Source organism: Streptomyces sp. NPDC058534 (genome assembly GCF_042717365.1).
Taxonomy (GTDB): domain Bacteria; phylum Actinomycetota; class Actinomycetes; order Streptomycetales; family Streptomycetaceae; genus Streptomyces.
Genome location: NZ_JBHXNW010000052.1, coordinates 1 through 15,189 on the forward strand (window position 1 = coordinate 1; position 15,189 = coordinate 15,189).

A 15,189-nucleotide genomic window follows, 5' to 3' on the forward strand; every position below is an offset into this window, starting at 1 on the left:
CCGAACTGGTCCTCGCCCGGGACAGCGCCTGCTGATCACCCGCCAACCGACCCACCAGGCCAGCACGCCCGAACCCCAATTTTCCCCGAGACCGTAAGCAGGAATCTCCCGGCTTCCGCCGGGAGAGCACTTCAAACGGTCAGCCCCCGCACCAGCAGATCCAGCAGCGCGCACACGAACAGGGCGATGCCGATGAAGCCGTTGACGCTGAAGAACGCCCTGTTGAGGCGGGTCAGGTCGGTGGGCCGGACGATGGTGTGCTCGTAGACGAAGGCGCCGGCGACGATCAGCAGCCCGAGCCAGAAGACGGCGCCGGCGTCGGTGGCGAGGGCGTACCAGACGAAGAGGGCGGTGGTCACCGTGTGGCAGGCGCGGGCGCCCCAGACGGCCGCCGGGACGCCGAAGCGGGCCGGGACCGACTTCACGCCGACCTCGCGGTCCGTCTCGACGTCCTGGCAGGCGTAGATCAGGTCGAAGCCGCCGATCCAGATGCCGACCGCGAGGCCGAGGATCACGGCGTCCCAGGACCAGCTGCCGGTGATGGCGAGCCAGCCGCCGATCGGGCCCATCGCCTGGGCGAGGCCGAGGATGGCCTGCGGGAAGTTCGTGAACCGCTTGCCGTAGGGGTAGACCACCATCGGGATCACCGCGATGGGGGCGAGGGCCAGGCAGAGCGGGTTGAGCAGGGCCGCCGCGCCCAGGAAGACGACGAGGGCGATCAGCGCGCCGGTCCACGCGTGCCGGACCGACATGGCGCCGGTGACCAGTTCGCGGTGGGCGGTGCGCGGGTTACGGGCGTCGATCTCGCGGTCGATGATCCGGTTGACCGCCATCGCGAAGGTGCGCAGGCCGACCATGGCGACGGTGACCAGGAGCAGCCGGCCCCAGTGGATGTTCTCGTCCCACTCGTACATCGCGGTCAGGGCGGCGATGTAGGCGAAGGGCAGCGCGAAGACCGAGTGCTCGATCATCACCAGGCGCAGGAACGCCTTGGTGCGCCCCGGCTGCCGCGGCAGCGCGGCGGATGCCGACGTCACAGTCCGTACTCCTTCCAGCGGCGGTCGACCTTCGCCGCCGTCTCCGGGTCGGACAGCACCATGTCCGGCCAGCCCCCGTCGCGCGTGTACCCCTCCTCGGGCAGCTTCCGCGTCGCGTCGATGCCCGCCTTGCCGCCCCAGAACTGCTGGTAGGAGGCGTGGTCGAGGTGGTCGACCGGGCCTTCCACGACGGTCAGGTCGCGCCCGTAGTCGGTGTTGCCGAGCGCGCGCCAGGCGACCTCGTGCAGGTCGTGGACGTCGCAGTCGGCGTCGACGACCACGATCAGCTTGGTCAGGGACATCATGTGAGCGCCCCAGATGGCGTGCATGACCTTCTGGGCGTGCTTGGGGTACTTCTTGTCGATCGAGACGATCGCGCAGTTGTGGAAGCCGCCGGCCTCGGGGAGGTGGTAGTCCACGATGTCCGGGACGATGATCTTGAGGAGCGGGAGGAAGAAGCGCTCCGTCGCCCGTCCCAGAGGGCCGTCCTCCGTCGGCGGGCGGCCGACCACGATCGACTGGAGGAGCGGGCGCTTCCGCATCGTCACGCAGTCGATCTTGAGGGCGGGGAAGGGCTCCTGCGGGGTGTAGAAGCCGGTGTGGTCGCCGAACGGGCCCTCCGGCAGCATCTCGCCGGGCTCCAGCCAGCCCTCGATCACGACCTCCGCCTGCGCGGGGACCTGGAGCGGGACCGTCTTGCAGTCGACCATCTCGATCCGCTTGCCCTGCACGAACCCGGCGAACAGGTACTCGTCGATGTCGCCGGGCAGCGGCGCGGTGGAGGCGTACGTCACGGCGGGCGGGCAGCCGAAGGCGATGGCGACCGGCAGGCGCTCGCCGCGCCGGGCGGCCACCTGGTAGTGGTTCCGGCTGTCCTTGTGGATCTGCCAGTGCATGCCGATGGTGCGATTGTCGTGCCGCTGGAGCCGGTACAGGCCCAGGTTCCGGATGCCCGTCTCCGGGTCCTTGGTGTGGGTGAGGCCCAGGTTGAAGAAGGAGCCGCCGTCGTCCGGCCAGGTGAAGAGGGCGGGGAGCCGGTCCAGGTCCACGTCGTCGCCCCGCAGGACGACCTCCTGGACGGGCGCGCTGCCCGGCTTCACCTTCTTCGGCGGCACGTGCGTCATCGTGCCGAGCTTGCCGAACGCCTCGCGCATCCCGACGAAGCCCTGCGGCAGCTCGGGACGGAGCAGGCCGCCGATCTTGTCGGAGATGTCGCCGTACGACTTGAGGCCGAGGGCCTTGAGCAGGCGGCGGTCGGTGCCGAAGACGTTCATCGCGAGGGGCATGTCGGAGCCCTTCACGTTCTCGAAGAGGAGGGCGGGGCCGCCGGCCTTGTTCACCCGGTCGACGATCTCCCCGACTTCCAGGTACGGGTCCACCTCGGCCTTGATGCGCTTGAGGTCGCCCTCGCGCTCCAGCGCCCTGAGCAGGGAGCGAAGATCGTCGTAAGCCATGCGGTCCAGTATCCCCGAGCGGCTACCCTGACCCTGTACCTGGGGGCCATGACGCGTCCCCGCCCCCTCGCTCCCCTAGCTTCCGCTGGAGATGCCCATGCTCCGGGTGCTGATGTTCCTCGTACCACTGGCCCTGAGCGTCTACGCGTTCATCGACTGCATCAGCACGAAGGACGCCGACATCCGCCACATGCCCAAGCCGCTGTGGGCGATCCTCGTGCTGGTGTTCCCGCTGGTCGGGTCCATCTCCTGGATCATCGCCGGCAAGAAGCGGCAGCCTGCGGGTGCGTCGCCCCGGCAGGGCGGCGGCCGGCGGCAGTGGGTCGCGCCGGACGACAACCCCGACTTCCTGAAGTCCCTGGACAAGGACACGGACAACGACGGGGACTCGGACGGGGCCGGGGACGGGGACAGGAACGGCGGCAAGGACCGGGACGCCGGCAACGACGACCGGCCGGACGGGGAGCGCGGCGGGGCCTGACCCGTCACGCCCCGCGCCTCACCCCCGGGCCCAGCGCTGGAGCGCCGAGCCGTCGCACGTCTGCATCATGATCGTGCCGCTCACCGTCGACTCCTCCATGCGCTTGCCGGTGTTGGTGGCGACGACGGAGTCGCCCGAGCCGAGGCGCCACTCCTGACCGCTCTGTGAGCTGCAGGCACCGCTGTGGAGCGCGCCGTAGCTGCTCAGGCAGTTGCCGGACGCCCTGTGGACGATCCGGTAGGTGCCGGAGGACGTGCCGCGCAGGTCCCAGACGGCGGCCTCGGCGGTGCAGGAGCCGGGGCGGACGCCGCCCGCCGACGCGGTGACGCAGCGCCCGGTCGATCCGTTGCGCAGGACGGTGCCGCCCGTCGACGGAGCGTCGGTCTCGGTGTCGTCGCCCGAGGAGGAGCCGCCGCCACCGGCACCGCTGCCGGCACCGCTGCCGCTGCCGCCGCTGCCCCCGCCGTCGTCGTCGCCGCCGGAGCCGGTGCCCGAGCCGGTGCCCGAGTCGCCGTCGCCTTTCGCGCCGGCGTTGTCGGTGCCCGCGCCGGAGCCCGCCCCGGGTGCGGTCGCCGACTCCTTCGAGCCGGGCTCCGGCTTCTTCGAGGAGGACGCGCCGGTGGACGGCGACGGCTTCGCGGACCCGTCGGCGGCGGTCCCCGACGGGGACGTGGTGGCGGAGGCCGTGACCGACGAGGAGGGGCCCTTCGGCCCGGCGGCGTCGCTGGAGTCGGTGACGTAGGGCAGGAGTTGGAAGGCGAGGGTGCCGCCCGCCACGACGACCACGACGGGGACGAACACGGGCAGGATGCGGCGGCGGCGCTCCTTGCGGGGCGGCTCGGGCTTGCGTGCGACCTCCGGTGGCGCCTCGGACGGCGTCTCCGGTGGCGCCTTTGGTCCCGCCTCCGGTCCCGTCTCCGGTCCCACCTCCCGACCCGCCCCCGGTCCCGCCTTCTGTCCCGCCTCCGGACCCGCCTTCGGTCCGTGTTCCGGCTTCAGGTCCGGTTCCGTCGCGGGCAGCGCCAGGTCGGCCGGTTCCGGGGTGCGGGCCGCGAAGGCGGCCCGCTCGGACAGCCGCTCGGTGATGACCGCGGGCCACAGCGGTGCGGCCGACGGGGCGTGGGACGCGGCGCGTTCGACCAGCTCGGCGGCGGTCGGCCGGCCCTCGTGGTCCTTGTCGAGGCAGGCCGCGACGACATCGGCGAGTTCGGGGTCCACCTCGCGCAGCGGCTGGAGGTCGGGCTCCTCGTGCACGATGCGGTAGAGCACGGCATGCCCGGACTCGTCGCCGAAGGGCGGCCGGCCCGAGGCCGCGTACGCGATTACCGAGCCCAGCGCGAACACGTCCACGACGCCGCTCGACGCCCGTTTCCCGGAGGCCTGTTCGGGCGACATGTAGGCGGGCGTGCCCACCACCATGCCGGTCCTGGTCAACTGGCTCTGGTCGGCGGCCCTGGCCACACCGAAGTCGATGAGGGTGAGGCCGTCGAGGGTCAGCATCGCGTTGGACGGCTTGAGGTCGCGGTGGACCATGTCCAGGGCGTGCACCGCCGCCAGTCCGGTGGCGGCTTCCCGGAGTACGAGCCACAGCGCCGCCGGGGGCAGGGGCCCGTGCAGGTCGACGGCCTCGCGCAGGGTGATGCCGGGCACGTAGGCGGTGGCGAACCACGGCGGCCGGGCGTCCCGGTCACCCGCGAGCAACGGCGCGGTGGCCCCGGCGGGCAGCCGGGCGAGGTTGTCCAGTTCGTGCCCGAAGCGGCGCAGGAAGTCCTTGTCCTCGCCCGCGACCGAGGTCAGGACCTGCTTGACGGCCGCGTACCGGCCCTCGTGGACGCCGAGATAGACGCGGCCCATGCCGCCGGCCCCGAGCCGCCCAAGGAGCGGGACCGGTCCGATCCGGCGCGGGTCGTCGTCCTCCAACGGCTCGGCGCCACTGCCCGTGAGGCCGACTCCGGCTTCCCCGCTCAACTCTCCCCCGTTCACCGGCTGCCACGCGCTCCCGTGCGGGACCTCGCGGCCACTGATTGAGAGCTACATCTTTAGCACGGCCCGCCCAACTGGCGCCTCGCGGAACGGTGGTGAGAACGCATCAGTCCTGTCACACGAGTCGGCCGACCTCGGCCGGAGGCAGCGCCCGGTCGAAGGCGCGTACGTCCCGGACGGCGCCGGGGAAGAAGTCGGCGGCCGTTCCGTCGTAGGAGGCCCGGCCGATCATGAAGGCGCCGGTGGCGGGGGCCGCGCCGGTGTCGTCGATCTCGGCCTCCCGGACGCCGTTGACGTACAGGCGCAGTGTGCGGGTCCGGCCGTCGCAGACTCCGGTCAGGTGGGCCCAGACGCCGGTGGCCGGTGCGGTGCTGCCGACGGCCCGCAGGCCGGGACGGGAGAAGGCCCAGCCGCCGTCCTCGCTGGAGTACTGGAGGTAGAAGCCGCTGGCGGTGTCGCTGTCCTGGCTGACGGCGGTGGCGAAGGTGCCCGGTACGGCGGACAGGCGGACCCAGGCCGCGACGGTGAAGCTCCGGCCCCCGCCGGTCTTCAGGACCGGTCCGTCGGTGACGATCTGGCTGCCGGTCCCGTCGAAGGCGGCCCCGCCTCCGTCGGCCTGCCACGAGACGCCGGTCGCGGTGCCGTCGTGTCCGCCCGCCGTGTCCCGCGCGATCTCGCCGCCGGCCTCGTCGAGGGGCCAGAGCCCGACCGGGCCCGGAGGCAGCGGGGTGGCGGTGGAGGGCGAGGGGGTCGGGGTGGGCGCGGGGGCGTCCGAGGCGGCCGGGCGGTTGAGCCAGAACCCGGTGCCCACGCCGAGCGCGGCGACCGCACCCGCGCCGGAGAGCAGGAAGGCCCGTCGGCTGCGGCGGCCACCGCCACCGGCCGCGGTGGTGCGCGCGCCCGCCGGTGCGGGCGGCGGCGGGGGCGGGGTGTCGCCGCGGGTGTGCGGGTGGGCCGGCGGCGGGGGCGGGGTGTCGCCGCGGGTGTGCGGGTGGGCCGGGGGTGGTGGCGGGGTGTCGCCGCGGGTGTGCGGGTGGGCCGTGCCGTCCGGTTGGCCGTACGGGCCGGGAGGCGGGACGACCATGGTGGGTATCGCGTCCGCGCGGGTCGGACGGGCCGCCGGCGTCCACTGGTGGGCGTGCGGCAGGGCCGTCGCGCTCTCGCCGCCCAGCGGACCGATCCGGGCGAGGATCTCGCGCGGGGTGGGACGGCGGGCCGGGTCCTTGGCGAGGCAGTCGGCGATCAGGGCGCGCAGGGCCGGGTCGGTCACCGCGTCCACGTCGGGGGCGTTGTGCACGACGCGGTAGAGCAGCGCGGGGGTGGGGCCGCCGCCGAAGGGGTTGGCCCCGGTCGCCGCGAAGGCCAGCACCGCGCCCAGGCAGAACACGTCGCTGGCCCAGGTGACCTCGTCCCCGTTGACCTGCTCGGGGGACATGAACCCCGGGGAGCCCGCCATGTGCCCGGTGCCGGTGGTGGAGTCGGCGTCGACGCTGCGGACGATGCCGAAGTCGATGACGCGCGGCCCGTCCTCGGCGAGGAGGACGTTGGAGGGCTTGAGGTCGCGGTGGACGAGGTGTGCGGCGTGGATCGACACCAGGGCCTCGGCCAGCCCGGCCGCCAGGGCGAGCACCGCCCGCGGGTCGAAGGGCCCCTGCTCGGCGACCGCGCGTTCCAGCGACGGCCCGGCGATGTAGCTGGTGACCAGCCAGGGCAGGGGCGCGTCCGGGTCGGCGTCGACGACCGGCGCGGTGAAGGCGCCGCTGACCATGCGGGCCGCCTGGACCTCGCGGCGGAAGCGGTCGCGGAACTCGGGCCTGCGCAGCAGCTCGGCGTGCACCACCTTGACCGCGACCAGCCGTCCGCCCGGGGAACGCCCGAGGAAGACCCGGCCCATGCCGCCCACACCCAGCCGGCTCAGCAACCGGTAATCCCCGACGGAGCGCGGGTCGTCCGGCTCCAGCGCTGACACAGATGCCTCCCGGCGTGCGATCCTGACCCCCGTCGCGGGACCAGCATAGGGGCAGGCACACCCCCCTCCTCGAACGCCCGTACGCCGCCGGACCGTGCGGAGGGTCAGCGCGCGAACGCGGCGAACTTCTCGACCGCGGCCGGGCTGACCGGGGTGAAGAGGTTGACCAGATTGCCGTCCGGGTCGCGGAAGAGGAGCGCGCGGTTGCCCCAGGGCATCGTCGTGGGCTCCTTGACGAGGTCCCCGACGACACCGGTCAGCCTCCGGTGCGCCGCGTCCACGTCGTCCACGAGGAACTCGACGATGACGCTCCGGTTGTCCGCCGGGCGGACGGAGCCGGGGGCGAAGAGCGGGACGGTACGGGTGCTGCCGATCGCGAGGGTGCCGGAGGCGGTACGCAGCTCGGCGAAGTCCTCGGTGGACCAGTCCGCGCGCACGCCGGTGACGCGCTCGTAGGCCCAGCTCGCGGCACGCGGTACGCAACGCCCGCCCTCCGTAGACCTCGTCGCCGAGGAAGAACGAGGCGGATATGTCCTGCTCACCGGCGGCGCGGAGCATGTCCGCCGCGAGGCGCGGCTTGGTCGCGAAGCCCAGCTCGTCGGGGACACCGGCAAGCTCGCGACGTTCCTCGTCGCCGGCCCACTCCTGGGTGAAGTACAGGCGCCGGCCCCGCCCGGTGCTCAACCGCCGCAAGGGAGCCGACCGGCGACCCAGCGCGCTGGCGCTGGAACAGGCGATCCATCAGCGGTCGCCTCCTGCCGGATCGAGCCCGGGCGGCCGCGGAGGTCGAGCGGTGGCACGGCGGCTCCTCGGAGTCGTCGGATGGTGGACGGGTCAGGAAGCGGTCTCCGGCTCGGGTGCGAGGGCCGGGGCGGTGGCGCGGCTGCGCAGCACGGTAACCGCGAGGAGCGCGCCCAGCAGGGCGGCGCCGGCCATGAACCACAGGCCGTAGGTCACGACGGTGCCGCTGTAGACGAAGCCCCCTGTCGGAGATCGGCGCGCCGCAGAGGCGAGGATGGCGAACAGGATGACCGGTGCCGCGCTGGCGAAGCCGCTCTGGAAGACGTGAACCATGCTCGCGATCGACCCCTGATGGTCCACCGGCGTCGCGGCCACCACCAGGTTCGGCACGCAGCCGTTGGCCAGGCCGGCACCCAGGCCGACGATCACCGCGGCCGTGATGAGCTGACCCAGGGTGTCGTGCCGGAGGGACCCGAGCAGGGCCCCCGTCGCCATCAGCAGCAGGCCGACGACCATCACCCGGTGCGCACCGACGCGGCCGACCGCCAGGCCGACGACTAGCCCGCCCAGCACCAGCATCAGACCCTGCGGTGCGGTGACCGATGCGTACCCCAAGGCACTCAGGCCGAGACCGTAGTCGCCACCGGCGCTGCGCGGGGTCATCGCGATCAGCGGCGCAAGCGAGGCGAACACCGCGGTGGCCGAGAAGGCCGCCGCGGCCGTCACCGCGGCCAGCAAGACCGGACGGCGGCCGAACACCCGCAGGTCCACCAGCGGCTCCACGCTGCGCAACGCCTGTCGGACGTACACCGACAGCAGGATCACGCCCACGGCGAACAGGGCGGCCGTCGCCGCACCGGGCAGCGTCCGGGCCAGGCTGATTGCGCCGAGCACCGCGGCGATGCCGCCGCCGAGCAGGGCGGCGCCGGCGTAGTCGACCCGGGACCGGACCCGGACCGGGGTCTCGGCAGTGGTGACGAACAGGAGCGGGCCCAGCAGCAGGATCCACGCGAAGTCGAAGGCGAACAGGCTGCGCCAGCCCCAGGTGTCGAGCATGATCCCGACCAGGAACGGCATGCCGACGGTGAATACGCCGATCCCGGTGTAGGACACGCTGGCCGCCATCGGGAGCACCCGCGCCGGGAAGACGTCACGCATCAGCGAGTACGCCAGGAACATCGACGCGATCACGGTGCCCTGTAGCGCACGGCCCAGGATGAGTACCTCGAAAGTCGGGGCGACGGTCGACACGAGCGCGCCCACCGCACCCACGCCGAGCGCGCCGAGCATGATCTTCCGCTTGCCGTGGACGTCTGCCAGCTTGCCCAGCAGCGGGCTCATGACCGCGCCGGCCAGGATGTAGGCCGTCAGCAGCCACGCACCCTGGGTCGTACCGAACTCGCTGGTGATCGCCCGAAGTCCCGTGGTGACGATCGTGTAGCCCAGCGCACTCGCCTCGATGATCGCGACCATCACGATCGTGGAGACGACCAGAGTTGGCGTCCAGCCGGAGCCGGCCGCGGGGGATGCCGCACGGTTCATCCTCGAACTCCTCGGTCCGTGACCGGTACCGACCGGTCGACGCAGCGTGCCCCGGTGGCCGTCGCCGGAGTAGACGGTAGGTAATGCGGCGCGACGCGGACACCAAGTTCCCGGTCACCGAGAACGTGATCTCTGGCGCGGACTTCGCGGCCGCGACCGACGCCCGGCAGTAGGAGGCGATCGCCGTGCTGCTCACCGACGACGCCGTCGCGTACGGCCCCCGTGACCCCGCCGCCGTCGTCGAGGCGGGTGCGGGCCCACCTCGGTGGGGTCGGCGCCACCTAGTGATCTGGTTCGGAGATGCGTGAGCAGTAGCGGCAGATCCGGTCGAGGATCTGGTCGGCGGTCTTGGTCCACTTGAAGGGCCGGGCTTCGTCGTTCCAGACCTTGATCCAGTTGTCGAGTGCGGCCTTGAGGTCGTCGAGGGAGCAGAACACTCCGCGTTCGAGGCAGCGCCGTTCCAGTTCGGCGAACCACCGCTCGACCTGGTTGATCCACGACGAGTAGGTCGGGGTGAAGTGGAGCTGGAAGCGTGGGTGGGCGAGCAGCCACTTGTGCACCACCGGTGCCTTGTGGGCGGAGAGGAAGCCCCTATGTTTCGTCAAGCCGCGGAAGGGACCCGGTTGGTGGCTCGGGGCTGGATGTGCCGGTAGAGCTCGCGGGCAACGTACCGCTTCAGACACCGGATGATCTCGTGCTTGGACATGCCCTCGGCGGTGCGTCGCCGCAGGTACTCTTGGGTGCGTTCGTCCCAGCGTATGCGGGTCTGCACGATGCGGTAGAGGGCGGCGTTGGCCTGGCGGTGGCCTCCGCGGTTCAGGCGACGGCGTTGGGTCTTGCCGGAGGACTGTTCGACCGGGCTGACACCGCACAGAGCGGCGAAGGACGCTTCGTCGACGAGTCGGTCGGGGTTGTCACCTGCGGCGATGAGGAGGACAGCGGCGCTATCGGGCCCGACGCCGACCAGGTCCAGCATCTGGGGTCGACAGACACGAACGGCCCTGGTGGTGCGGCGGGTTAGCTCTTTGACCTCGTCGGACAGGTGCTGGACCCTGCGGGCGAGCAGGCGCATCGTGAAGACGGCCTCGCCCCGGTCATCGACGTCGAGGTCCGCACAGGTGGCGACCAGCGCAGGGTTGCTCAGCCCGGTGAGGAGTTCACGCAGATCCGGGTCGATGGACATGAGGACAGCCTTGAGCTGGTTCAGCGCCTGGGTGCGGGCCTTGACCGCCGATTCCTTGGCCAGCCGCAGGACCCGCATGTCCTCTACGGGCCCGTCCGCGCTCTTCGGCACGGTGGTGGCCCGTCCGGACAGCACTGCACGAGCGGCCGCGTCCGCGTCGATGGCGTCGGTCTTGCCGCGCTTGCGCCGGGTGGCACGGTCGGGTTGGTTGATCTCGATGACGTCGATGCCCTCCCGGCGCAGAACTCGGGTCAGCGCGGCTCCGAAGGAGCCGGTGCACTCGACACCGGCCCGACGCAGGAACCCGAACGAATTTGCCCAGGTGATCAGTTGGCGATAGCCGATGGCGGTTGTCGGGAACTCCTGCTGAGCGAGCGAGGCCCCCAGGGGCGTGATGACCGCAGCGACATGGACATCCTTGTGGGTGTCCACCCCCAGGATCACGTCCTCGGCCTCCTCGGCCGGGGCGGGGACCCGCTGCGCTGGCAGTGTCGGCTGGGGCATGCTGGTGACGGTCACGAGGCTCCTTGGACTGGGTCTGGTGGCTGACACCGGTCCGGTGGGCGGTCAGAACTGTGACGGTGCTTTGTGCAGCAAAGCCCCTATCGGGACACGTTCACCGGGCCGGCGGCAGTACGCACCGCAGGAGGCCGGGGCCGACAGTTCCACTCCAAAGCAGCTGTGGCCAGTTGTCGCGCGGGTCAGGCTCCGGCCCCCTGCGGCACATCACGATCCTCACAGTTGTCGCAGATCACGTGGACTGCCAGGCCGGGCTCGGTCTGGCGGTCGATCTCGTCGAGGAAGTCCCGGAAGTCCACGGCCCGGTGCTGCGCGGACAGCTTCGTGATCACCTTGCCCGTCGCGGTGTTCAACGCGGCGAACAGGTCGACGGTGCCGTGCCGGACATAGTCGAAGCTCCGCCGCTCGGGCACCCCGGGCACCATCGGCAGCACCGGCGCGGTCCGCTCCAGAGCCTGGATCTGCGGCTTCTCGTCCACCGCGAACACCACCGCGTTCGCCGGCGGAGCCAGGTAGAGACCGACCACGTCACGGATCTTCTCGATCAGGAACGGGTCCGGGGAGATCTTGAACGTCTCGGTCCGCCACGGCTGCAGGCCGAAGGCGTGCCAGATCCGCAGCACGCTCGCCGGGGAGACCCCCACGACCTTGGCCAGTTCCCGCTTCGACCAGTGCGTCCCACCGGGCGGCGTCTCCTCCAGGGTGCGGACCACCACCTCTTCCACCTGGGCGTCGGTGATGGTCCGCGGCACACCTGGCCTCGGCTCGTCCGCGAGCCCGTCCAGCCGGTCCCGCAGGAACCGGGTCCGCCACTTGGCGACGGTGCCCCGGTTCACCCCCAGCCGGGCCGCGACCGCCAGGTTCGGCCCGCCCTGCGCGCACGCCAGTACGATCCTCGCCCGCAGAGCGAGCCCCTGCGCGGTTGTCCGGCGCTTGGCCCAGTTGTTCAACGTCTGCCGCTCGGTCTCGCTCAGGACCAGCGGCTGCAGCCTGCTGTCACCCACAGTCCACAGCAGACCGAAGCCGACCGGCACCCGTCAGCCAAACCCACCAACTTGGTACGCGAGGCAACACATGTGGTGCCCGACCGACTCACAACCAGATCACTAGCACCTGCTGGGCAACCCATCGCGTCGGGTTCGACGGGACCGGGCCCGCATGCTCACCTACGGGCGCATCCACCACGTGGGCGCCGGCCCGATGACGGGCTCGTGCTACGAGTGTCCCGGCGAGTACGACGACCCTTGGGTGCGCACGGCGACCGGCTGGCGGATCAGCCGCCGGCACTTCGAGATCCGCGTGTCGCTCGGCGACGTGGCCGTGTTGAATCCGGCGTGAGGGGGCCGGCATGACGCCGCACCCGACGGCCGAGCCGACCTACGCGGCCCTCGTCGAGCGCGACTCGTGGATCGCCGCCGACCGGCAACCGGTGCCGTGCCATCAGCCGGGGGGCAGGGCCGGGAACACCGGCCCGCCGCCGAACATCTCGCGCGGGCTGACCGGCCGGCCGCCGCCGGGCTCGGCGACGCCGTACTCGCGGGCGAGCTCTGCTGTGATCACGGCCGTCCCGGTGCGCCGGTGCAGGCCGGGGTCGGCCGCCAGGGCCGCGAGGACGCGGCCCTGCAGCTCGGGGGTCTCGGCGTCGGCGACCGGTACCCCGGCGACCGAGTCGACGCAGCTCGCGACCAGCTGGGCGGTGCGGACCAGCCCCGGCCACAGCGACAGTACCGTCACCCCGTACGGACGCAGCTCCAGCGCCATGTCCAGTGTCATCTTGTCCAGCCCGGCCTTCGAGACGCCGTACAGCGTGGAGTGCAGGTAGGCGCGCGCGCCCACCGACGAGACGTTGACAACGGTCCCCCGCCCCCGGTCGACGAGGATCGGCGCGGCGGCGTGCGCGGCGACGTAGTGGGCGCGCAGGCCGAGACCGATCAGCGTGTCCCAGTCCGACAATGGCCGCTCCCAGAACCGCGCGGGCCGGTCGTGGTCCATCCGGGGCCCGGCCCACACGTTGTTGACGAGCAGGTCCAGGCCGTCGTGGGCGCGCGCGACGCCGGCCACGAGCTCCTCGACCTCGGCGTCGACGTCGTGCCGGCATGTGACAGCGGCGCCGCGACCGCCGGCGGCGTCGACCCGGGCGACCGTGGCGTCCAGACGCCCGCGGTCGCGACCGGAGACCACGACCGTCCACCCGGCCTCGCCCAGCCCGACGGCGATCCCCTGCCCGACACCCTTGCTGCCGCCGGTGACCAGCGCGACCCGGCTCACGCGAGCTCACCGGCAATCTGGCAACCCTCCGCGAGCGGCCGGCTCATCGTCCACAGTGTCTTCACCTGGCAACGGGCGATCCTCCACGCGCCGTCCGCGGCGGTGTAGCCGTCGTCGTACTCGATGGCGCTGACCCGCTCCGTCCCAGCGACGGTGTCGACCTGCCGGAACCGCAGGGTCCAGCGACCGCGCGCCATGCCGGTGCCGGAGCCGGTGCCGGTGATCTCGATGTCGCCGTGCATGGCGTGGTGCATGTCGAACACCGTGTAGCGGCCGTCGATCCGGTTCAGAGCGACCCGCTCGAAGACGGCGACCAGCGCGTCGATGCCCTCGAAGCGGCCGATCCGCTCGCCGTAGTCGAGCACCGCGCCCTCGGCCACGAAGCAGGCACGGAAGGCCTCGGGGTCCTTGGCGTCGCAGGCCCGCAGGTAGCGGTGCTTAAGCGTCTTGATCTCCTCGATCGCCTCCAGGCGGGCCACCCGCTCGGCGAGGTTCACGTCCATCTCCAACTCCCTTAGATCAGAACCGGTCCACCGGTCGGAGGCTCGCCTCCGCGCCCCCGAACGACGTAGAGCACCTGCCCGGTGACATGCGTGAACCCGGGCGAGAGGAGGAACCCGACGACCCGAGCGACGTCCTCCGGCGACGCATGTCCGTGCAGCGGCATCGGCACCGCGTCGTCCATGACCTTCCGCATCGCCGGATCGGCCAGCAGCCCGGCGGACATCGGTGTGCGCACCACCCCGGGCGCGACGACGTTGAGCGCGATGGGTAGACCTGCCCCGCCCGCCCATCGGCGATCGCGGCCTCGACGAGCGCCCCCCGCAGGGCCGGGGTCGCCCCAGGGCCGCCCGCAGGCCCAGGGCCGGCGCGGTCGGTCCGAAGCAATTCACCCACGCCAGCGCGGGCGACGGCGCCGACAGGCCGGCGCAGGTGACTAGCCCGTCGACGATGCCGGCCTGCTCGAAGTACCGCGTCGACGGCGGCGGCACGGCCGTCGAGGGTGGCCAGGTCGGCGCAGATTTCGGCATCCTTAGGTCCACGCCGACGATCCGGTCCGCGCGCTCACGCAGCAGGGAACAGACGGCGGCGCCGATCCCCCGAGGCGGATCCGGTGACGACGACGAGACGGGACATGCTTCCTCCTGATCGGACGGGTCAGATGTGGGAGCCGCCGTCGACCCGCAAGTCGACGCCGGTCAGGTAGGAGGCGTCGGCCGAGGCGGCGAACGCGATGACGCCCGCGCCTGCTCGGGTTCCGCCGCCCCGTCGGAGGCGCGCAACGGGCGGGCGGTCGCGTCGTCGAACGGCCCGAGCCGCTCGTCGGACTCGGCGAACCCGGCTCGTTCCTCGACGGCCACGGGCGCGGGCTGCGGCATGGTCCCTCCAGGGGTTGTCGCCCGCCACGCTGCCACCGCGCCGTCCCCCGCGCTGCCGCGCTCCCGGTGAGCGGGAGCCTCTGGAAAGGTGCTGCGGCGCCGGTCACCACCCCGGCCACGAAGTTGAGCGTGGCCAAGGCCGCCGCCCGGCTGCCCAAGCGGGCCTGGCAGCGGATGCGGACCGGCGCGGGGCAGAAGGGCGTACGCGACTACGACTGGGCGATGATCGAGGTCACCGCCGACGACACCCCCGACGGCAACGACGTCGAAGCCGACGTCACCGGTGCTCCGGCCCTGGACTACGCGCTGAACGTGCACTCCAAGGAGGACGTCACCCGCGCCGAGATGATCGCCTTCCCGGTGCTCTTCGTCGTGCTGCTGCTGGTCTTCCGGTCCGTGGCCGCGATGGTCGTCCCTCTGCTCATGGCGGGCGTCACCCTGATGGCCACTCAGGCCATCGGCTACGGAATGACGCAGTTCACCGACGTCAACAGCCTGTTCACCAACATCGTGTCCATGGTCGGCCTCGCCGTCGCCGTCGACTACTCGCTCTTCATCGTCAAGCGCTTCCGCGAAGAACTGGCCGCCGGCCGCGCCATGTCCTTCACCAGCATCGCCCTGGGCGGGGTGGCG

At 72.1% G+C, this 15,189-nt stretch carries 14 protein-coding genes and 3 pseudogenes; 3 read left to right on the forward strand and 14 right to left on the reverse strand.

The window, feature by feature from the left end; genetic code table 11:
• Positions 1-131: 131 nt before the first annotated feature.
• Both mqnP and ACFWR9_RS27840 read right to left on the reverse strand, forming a co-directional pair.
• On the reverse strand, positions 132-1,037 hold the full coding sequence (mqnP, locus tag ACFWR9_RS27835; RefSeq protein WP_383846631.1) for a menaquinone biosynthesis prenyltransferase MqnP: 906 nt from the start codon (positions 1,035-1,037) through the stop codon (positions 132-134).
• Positions 1,034-2,491, reverse strand: coding sequence for a menaquinone biosynthesis decarboxylase (locus ACFWR9_RS27840; RefSeq protein ID WP_383846632.1), 1,458 nt, complete (start codon positions 2,489-2,491; stop codon positions 1,034-1,036). Before ACFWR9_RS27840 ends, mqnP begins: the two co-directional genes overlap by 4 nt.
• Positions 2,492-2,588: 97 nt before the next feature.
• Between ACFWR9_RS27840 and ACFWR9_RS27845 the strand changes: the two genes are divergently transcribed.
• Entirely contained in the window at positions 2,589-2,972 is a 384-nt protein-coding gene (locus ACFWR9_RS27845) for a PLD nuclease N-terminal domain-containing protein (RefSeq protein WP_383846633.1), read from the forward strand.
• Positions 2,973-2,990: 18 nt separating this feature from the next.
• Here ACFWR9_RS27845 and ACFWR9_RS27850 read toward each other — a convergent pair whose 3' ends face one another.
• From ACFWR9_RS27850 to ACFWR9_RS27885, 8 genes and pseudogenes are all read right to left on the reverse strand, one after another.
• Positions 2,991-4,940: a protein kinase gene (locus ACFWR9_RS27850; protein WP_383846634.1), complete on the reverse strand. Its 1,950-nt coding sequence runs from the start codon at positions 4,938-4,940 to the stop codon at positions 2,991-2,993.
• Between the two features lie 130 nt (positions 4,941-5,070).
• Positions 5,071-6,924, reverse strand: coding sequence for a LamG-like jellyroll fold domain-containing protein (locus ACFWR9_RS27855; RefSeq protein WP_383846693.1), 1,854 nt, complete (start codon positions 6,922-6,924; stop codon positions 5,071-5,073).
• Between the two features lie 104 nt (positions 6,925-7,028).
• Positions 7,029-7,379: pseudogene (locus ACFWR9_RS27860) on the reverse strand (VOC family protein); the annotation flags it as partial.
• Positions 7,285-7,617: pseudogene (locus tag ACFWR9_RS27865) on the reverse strand (transposase); the annotation flags it as partial. The pseudogenes ACFWR9_RS27860 and ACFWR9_RS27865, both read right to left, overlap by 95 nt.
• Positions 7,618-7,758: 141 nt before the next feature.
• Positions 7,759-9,207, reverse strand: a complete 1,449-nt coding sequence (locus tag ACFWR9_RS27870; RefSeq protein WP_383846635.1) for an MFS transporter — start codon at positions 9,205-9,207, stop codon at positions 7,759-7,761.
• Positions 9,208-9,488: 281 nt separating this feature from the next.
• Positions 9,489-9,812 (reverse strand): transposase, encoded by a 324-nt coding sequence (locus ACFWR9_RS27875; RefSeq protein WP_383846636.1) that lies wholly within the window; start codon positions 9,810-9,812, stop codon positions 9,489-9,491.
• Entirely contained in the window at positions 9,809-10,909 is a 1,101-nt protein-coding gene (locus ACFWR9_RS27880; protein ID WP_383846637.1) for an IS110 family transposase, read from the reverse strand. The genes ACFWR9_RS27875 and ACFWR9_RS27880 overlap by 4 nt, the downstream gene beginning before the upstream one ends.
• A gap of 182 nt (positions 10,910-11,091) precedes the next feature.
• On the reverse strand, positions 11,092-11,913 hold the full coding sequence (locus ACFWR9_RS27885) for an IS630 family transposase (RefSeq protein ID WP_383846638.1): 822 nt from the start codon (positions 11,911-11,913) through the stop codon (positions 11,092-11,094).
• Positions 11,914-12,025: 112 nt separating this feature from the next.
• Between ACFWR9_RS27885 and ACFWR9_RS27890 the strand changes: the two genes are divergently transcribed.
• Positions 12,026-12,247, forward strand: coding sequence for a nuclear transport factor 2 family protein (locus ACFWR9_RS27890; protein WP_383846695.1), 222 nt, complete (start codon positions 12,026-12,028; stop codon positions 12,245-12,247).
• 102 nt (positions 12,248-12,349) lie between these two features.
• Here the strand turns inward: ACFWR9_RS27890 and ACFWR9_RS27895 are convergent, their stop codons facing one another.
• From ACFWR9_RS27895 to ACFWR9_RS27910, 4 genes are all read right to left on the reverse strand, one after another.
• Complete coding sequence (locus tag ACFWR9_RS27895; RefSeq protein ID WP_383846639.1) at positions 12,350-13,177, reverse strand: SDR family NAD(P)-dependent oxidoreductase; 828 nt, start codon at positions 13,175-13,177, stop codon at positions 12,350-12,352.
• Positions 13,174-13,680 (reverse strand): nuclear transport factor 2 family protein, encoded by a 507-nt coding sequence (locus ACFWR9_RS27900; protein WP_383846640.1) that lies wholly within the window; start codon positions 13,678-13,680, stop codon positions 13,174-13,176. The genes ACFWR9_RS27895 and ACFWR9_RS27900 overlap by 4 nt, the downstream gene beginning before the upstream one ends.
• Positions 13,681-13,691: 11 nt before the next feature.
• Complete coding sequence (locus ACFWR9_RS27905; RefSeq protein WP_383846641.1) at positions 13,692-13,904, reverse strand: SDR family oxidoreductase; 213 nt, start codon at positions 13,902-13,904, stop codon at positions 13,692-13,694.
• A 472-nt stretch (positions 13,905-14,376) separates the two neighbouring features.
• Positions 14,377-14,556 carry a hypothetical protein gene (locus tag ACFWR9_RS27910; RefSeq protein ID WP_383846642.1) on the reverse strand — a complete coding sequence of 60 codons (180 nt, stop codon included), beginning with the start codon at positions 14,554-14,556 and terminating at the stop codon, positions 14,377-14,379.
• A gap of 222 nt (positions 14,557-14,778) precedes the next feature.
• Here ACFWR9_RS27910 and ACFWR9_RS27915 point away from each other — a divergent pair.
• Positions 14,779-15,144: pseudogene (locus ACFWR9_RS27915) on the forward strand (MMPL family transporter); the annotation flags it as partial.
• Positions 15,145-15,189: the final 45 nt, after the last annotated feature.

Bases quoted from the DNA above. Each gene is read 5' to 3' on its own strand.
- ACFWR9_RS27840 (WP_383846632.1), bottom strand. From the start codon at position 2,491: ATGGCTTACGACGATCTTCGCTCCCTGCTCAGGGCGCTGGAGCGCGAG.
- ACFWR9_RS27845 (WP_383846633.1), top strand. From the start codon at position 2,589: ATGCTCCGGGTGCTGATGTTCCTCGTACCACTGGCCCTGAGCGTCTAC.
- ACFWR9_RS27870 (WP_383846635.1), bottom strand. From the start codon at position 9,207: ATGAACCGTGCGGCATCCCCCGCGGCCGGCTCCGGCTGGACGCCAACT.
- ACFWR9_RS27900 (WP_383846640.1), bottom strand. From the start codon at position 13,680: ATGGACGTGAACCTCGCCGAGCGGGTGGCCCGCCTGGAGGCGATCGAG.
- ACFWR9_RS27905 (WP_383846641.1), bottom strand. From the start codon at position 13,904: ATGTCCGCCGGGCTGCTGGCCGATCCGGCGATGCGGAAGGTCATGGAC.
- ACFWR9_RS27910 (WP_383846642.1), bottom strand. From the start codon at position 14,556: ATGCCGCAGCCCGCGCCCGTGGCCGTCGAGGAACGAGCCGGGTTCGCC.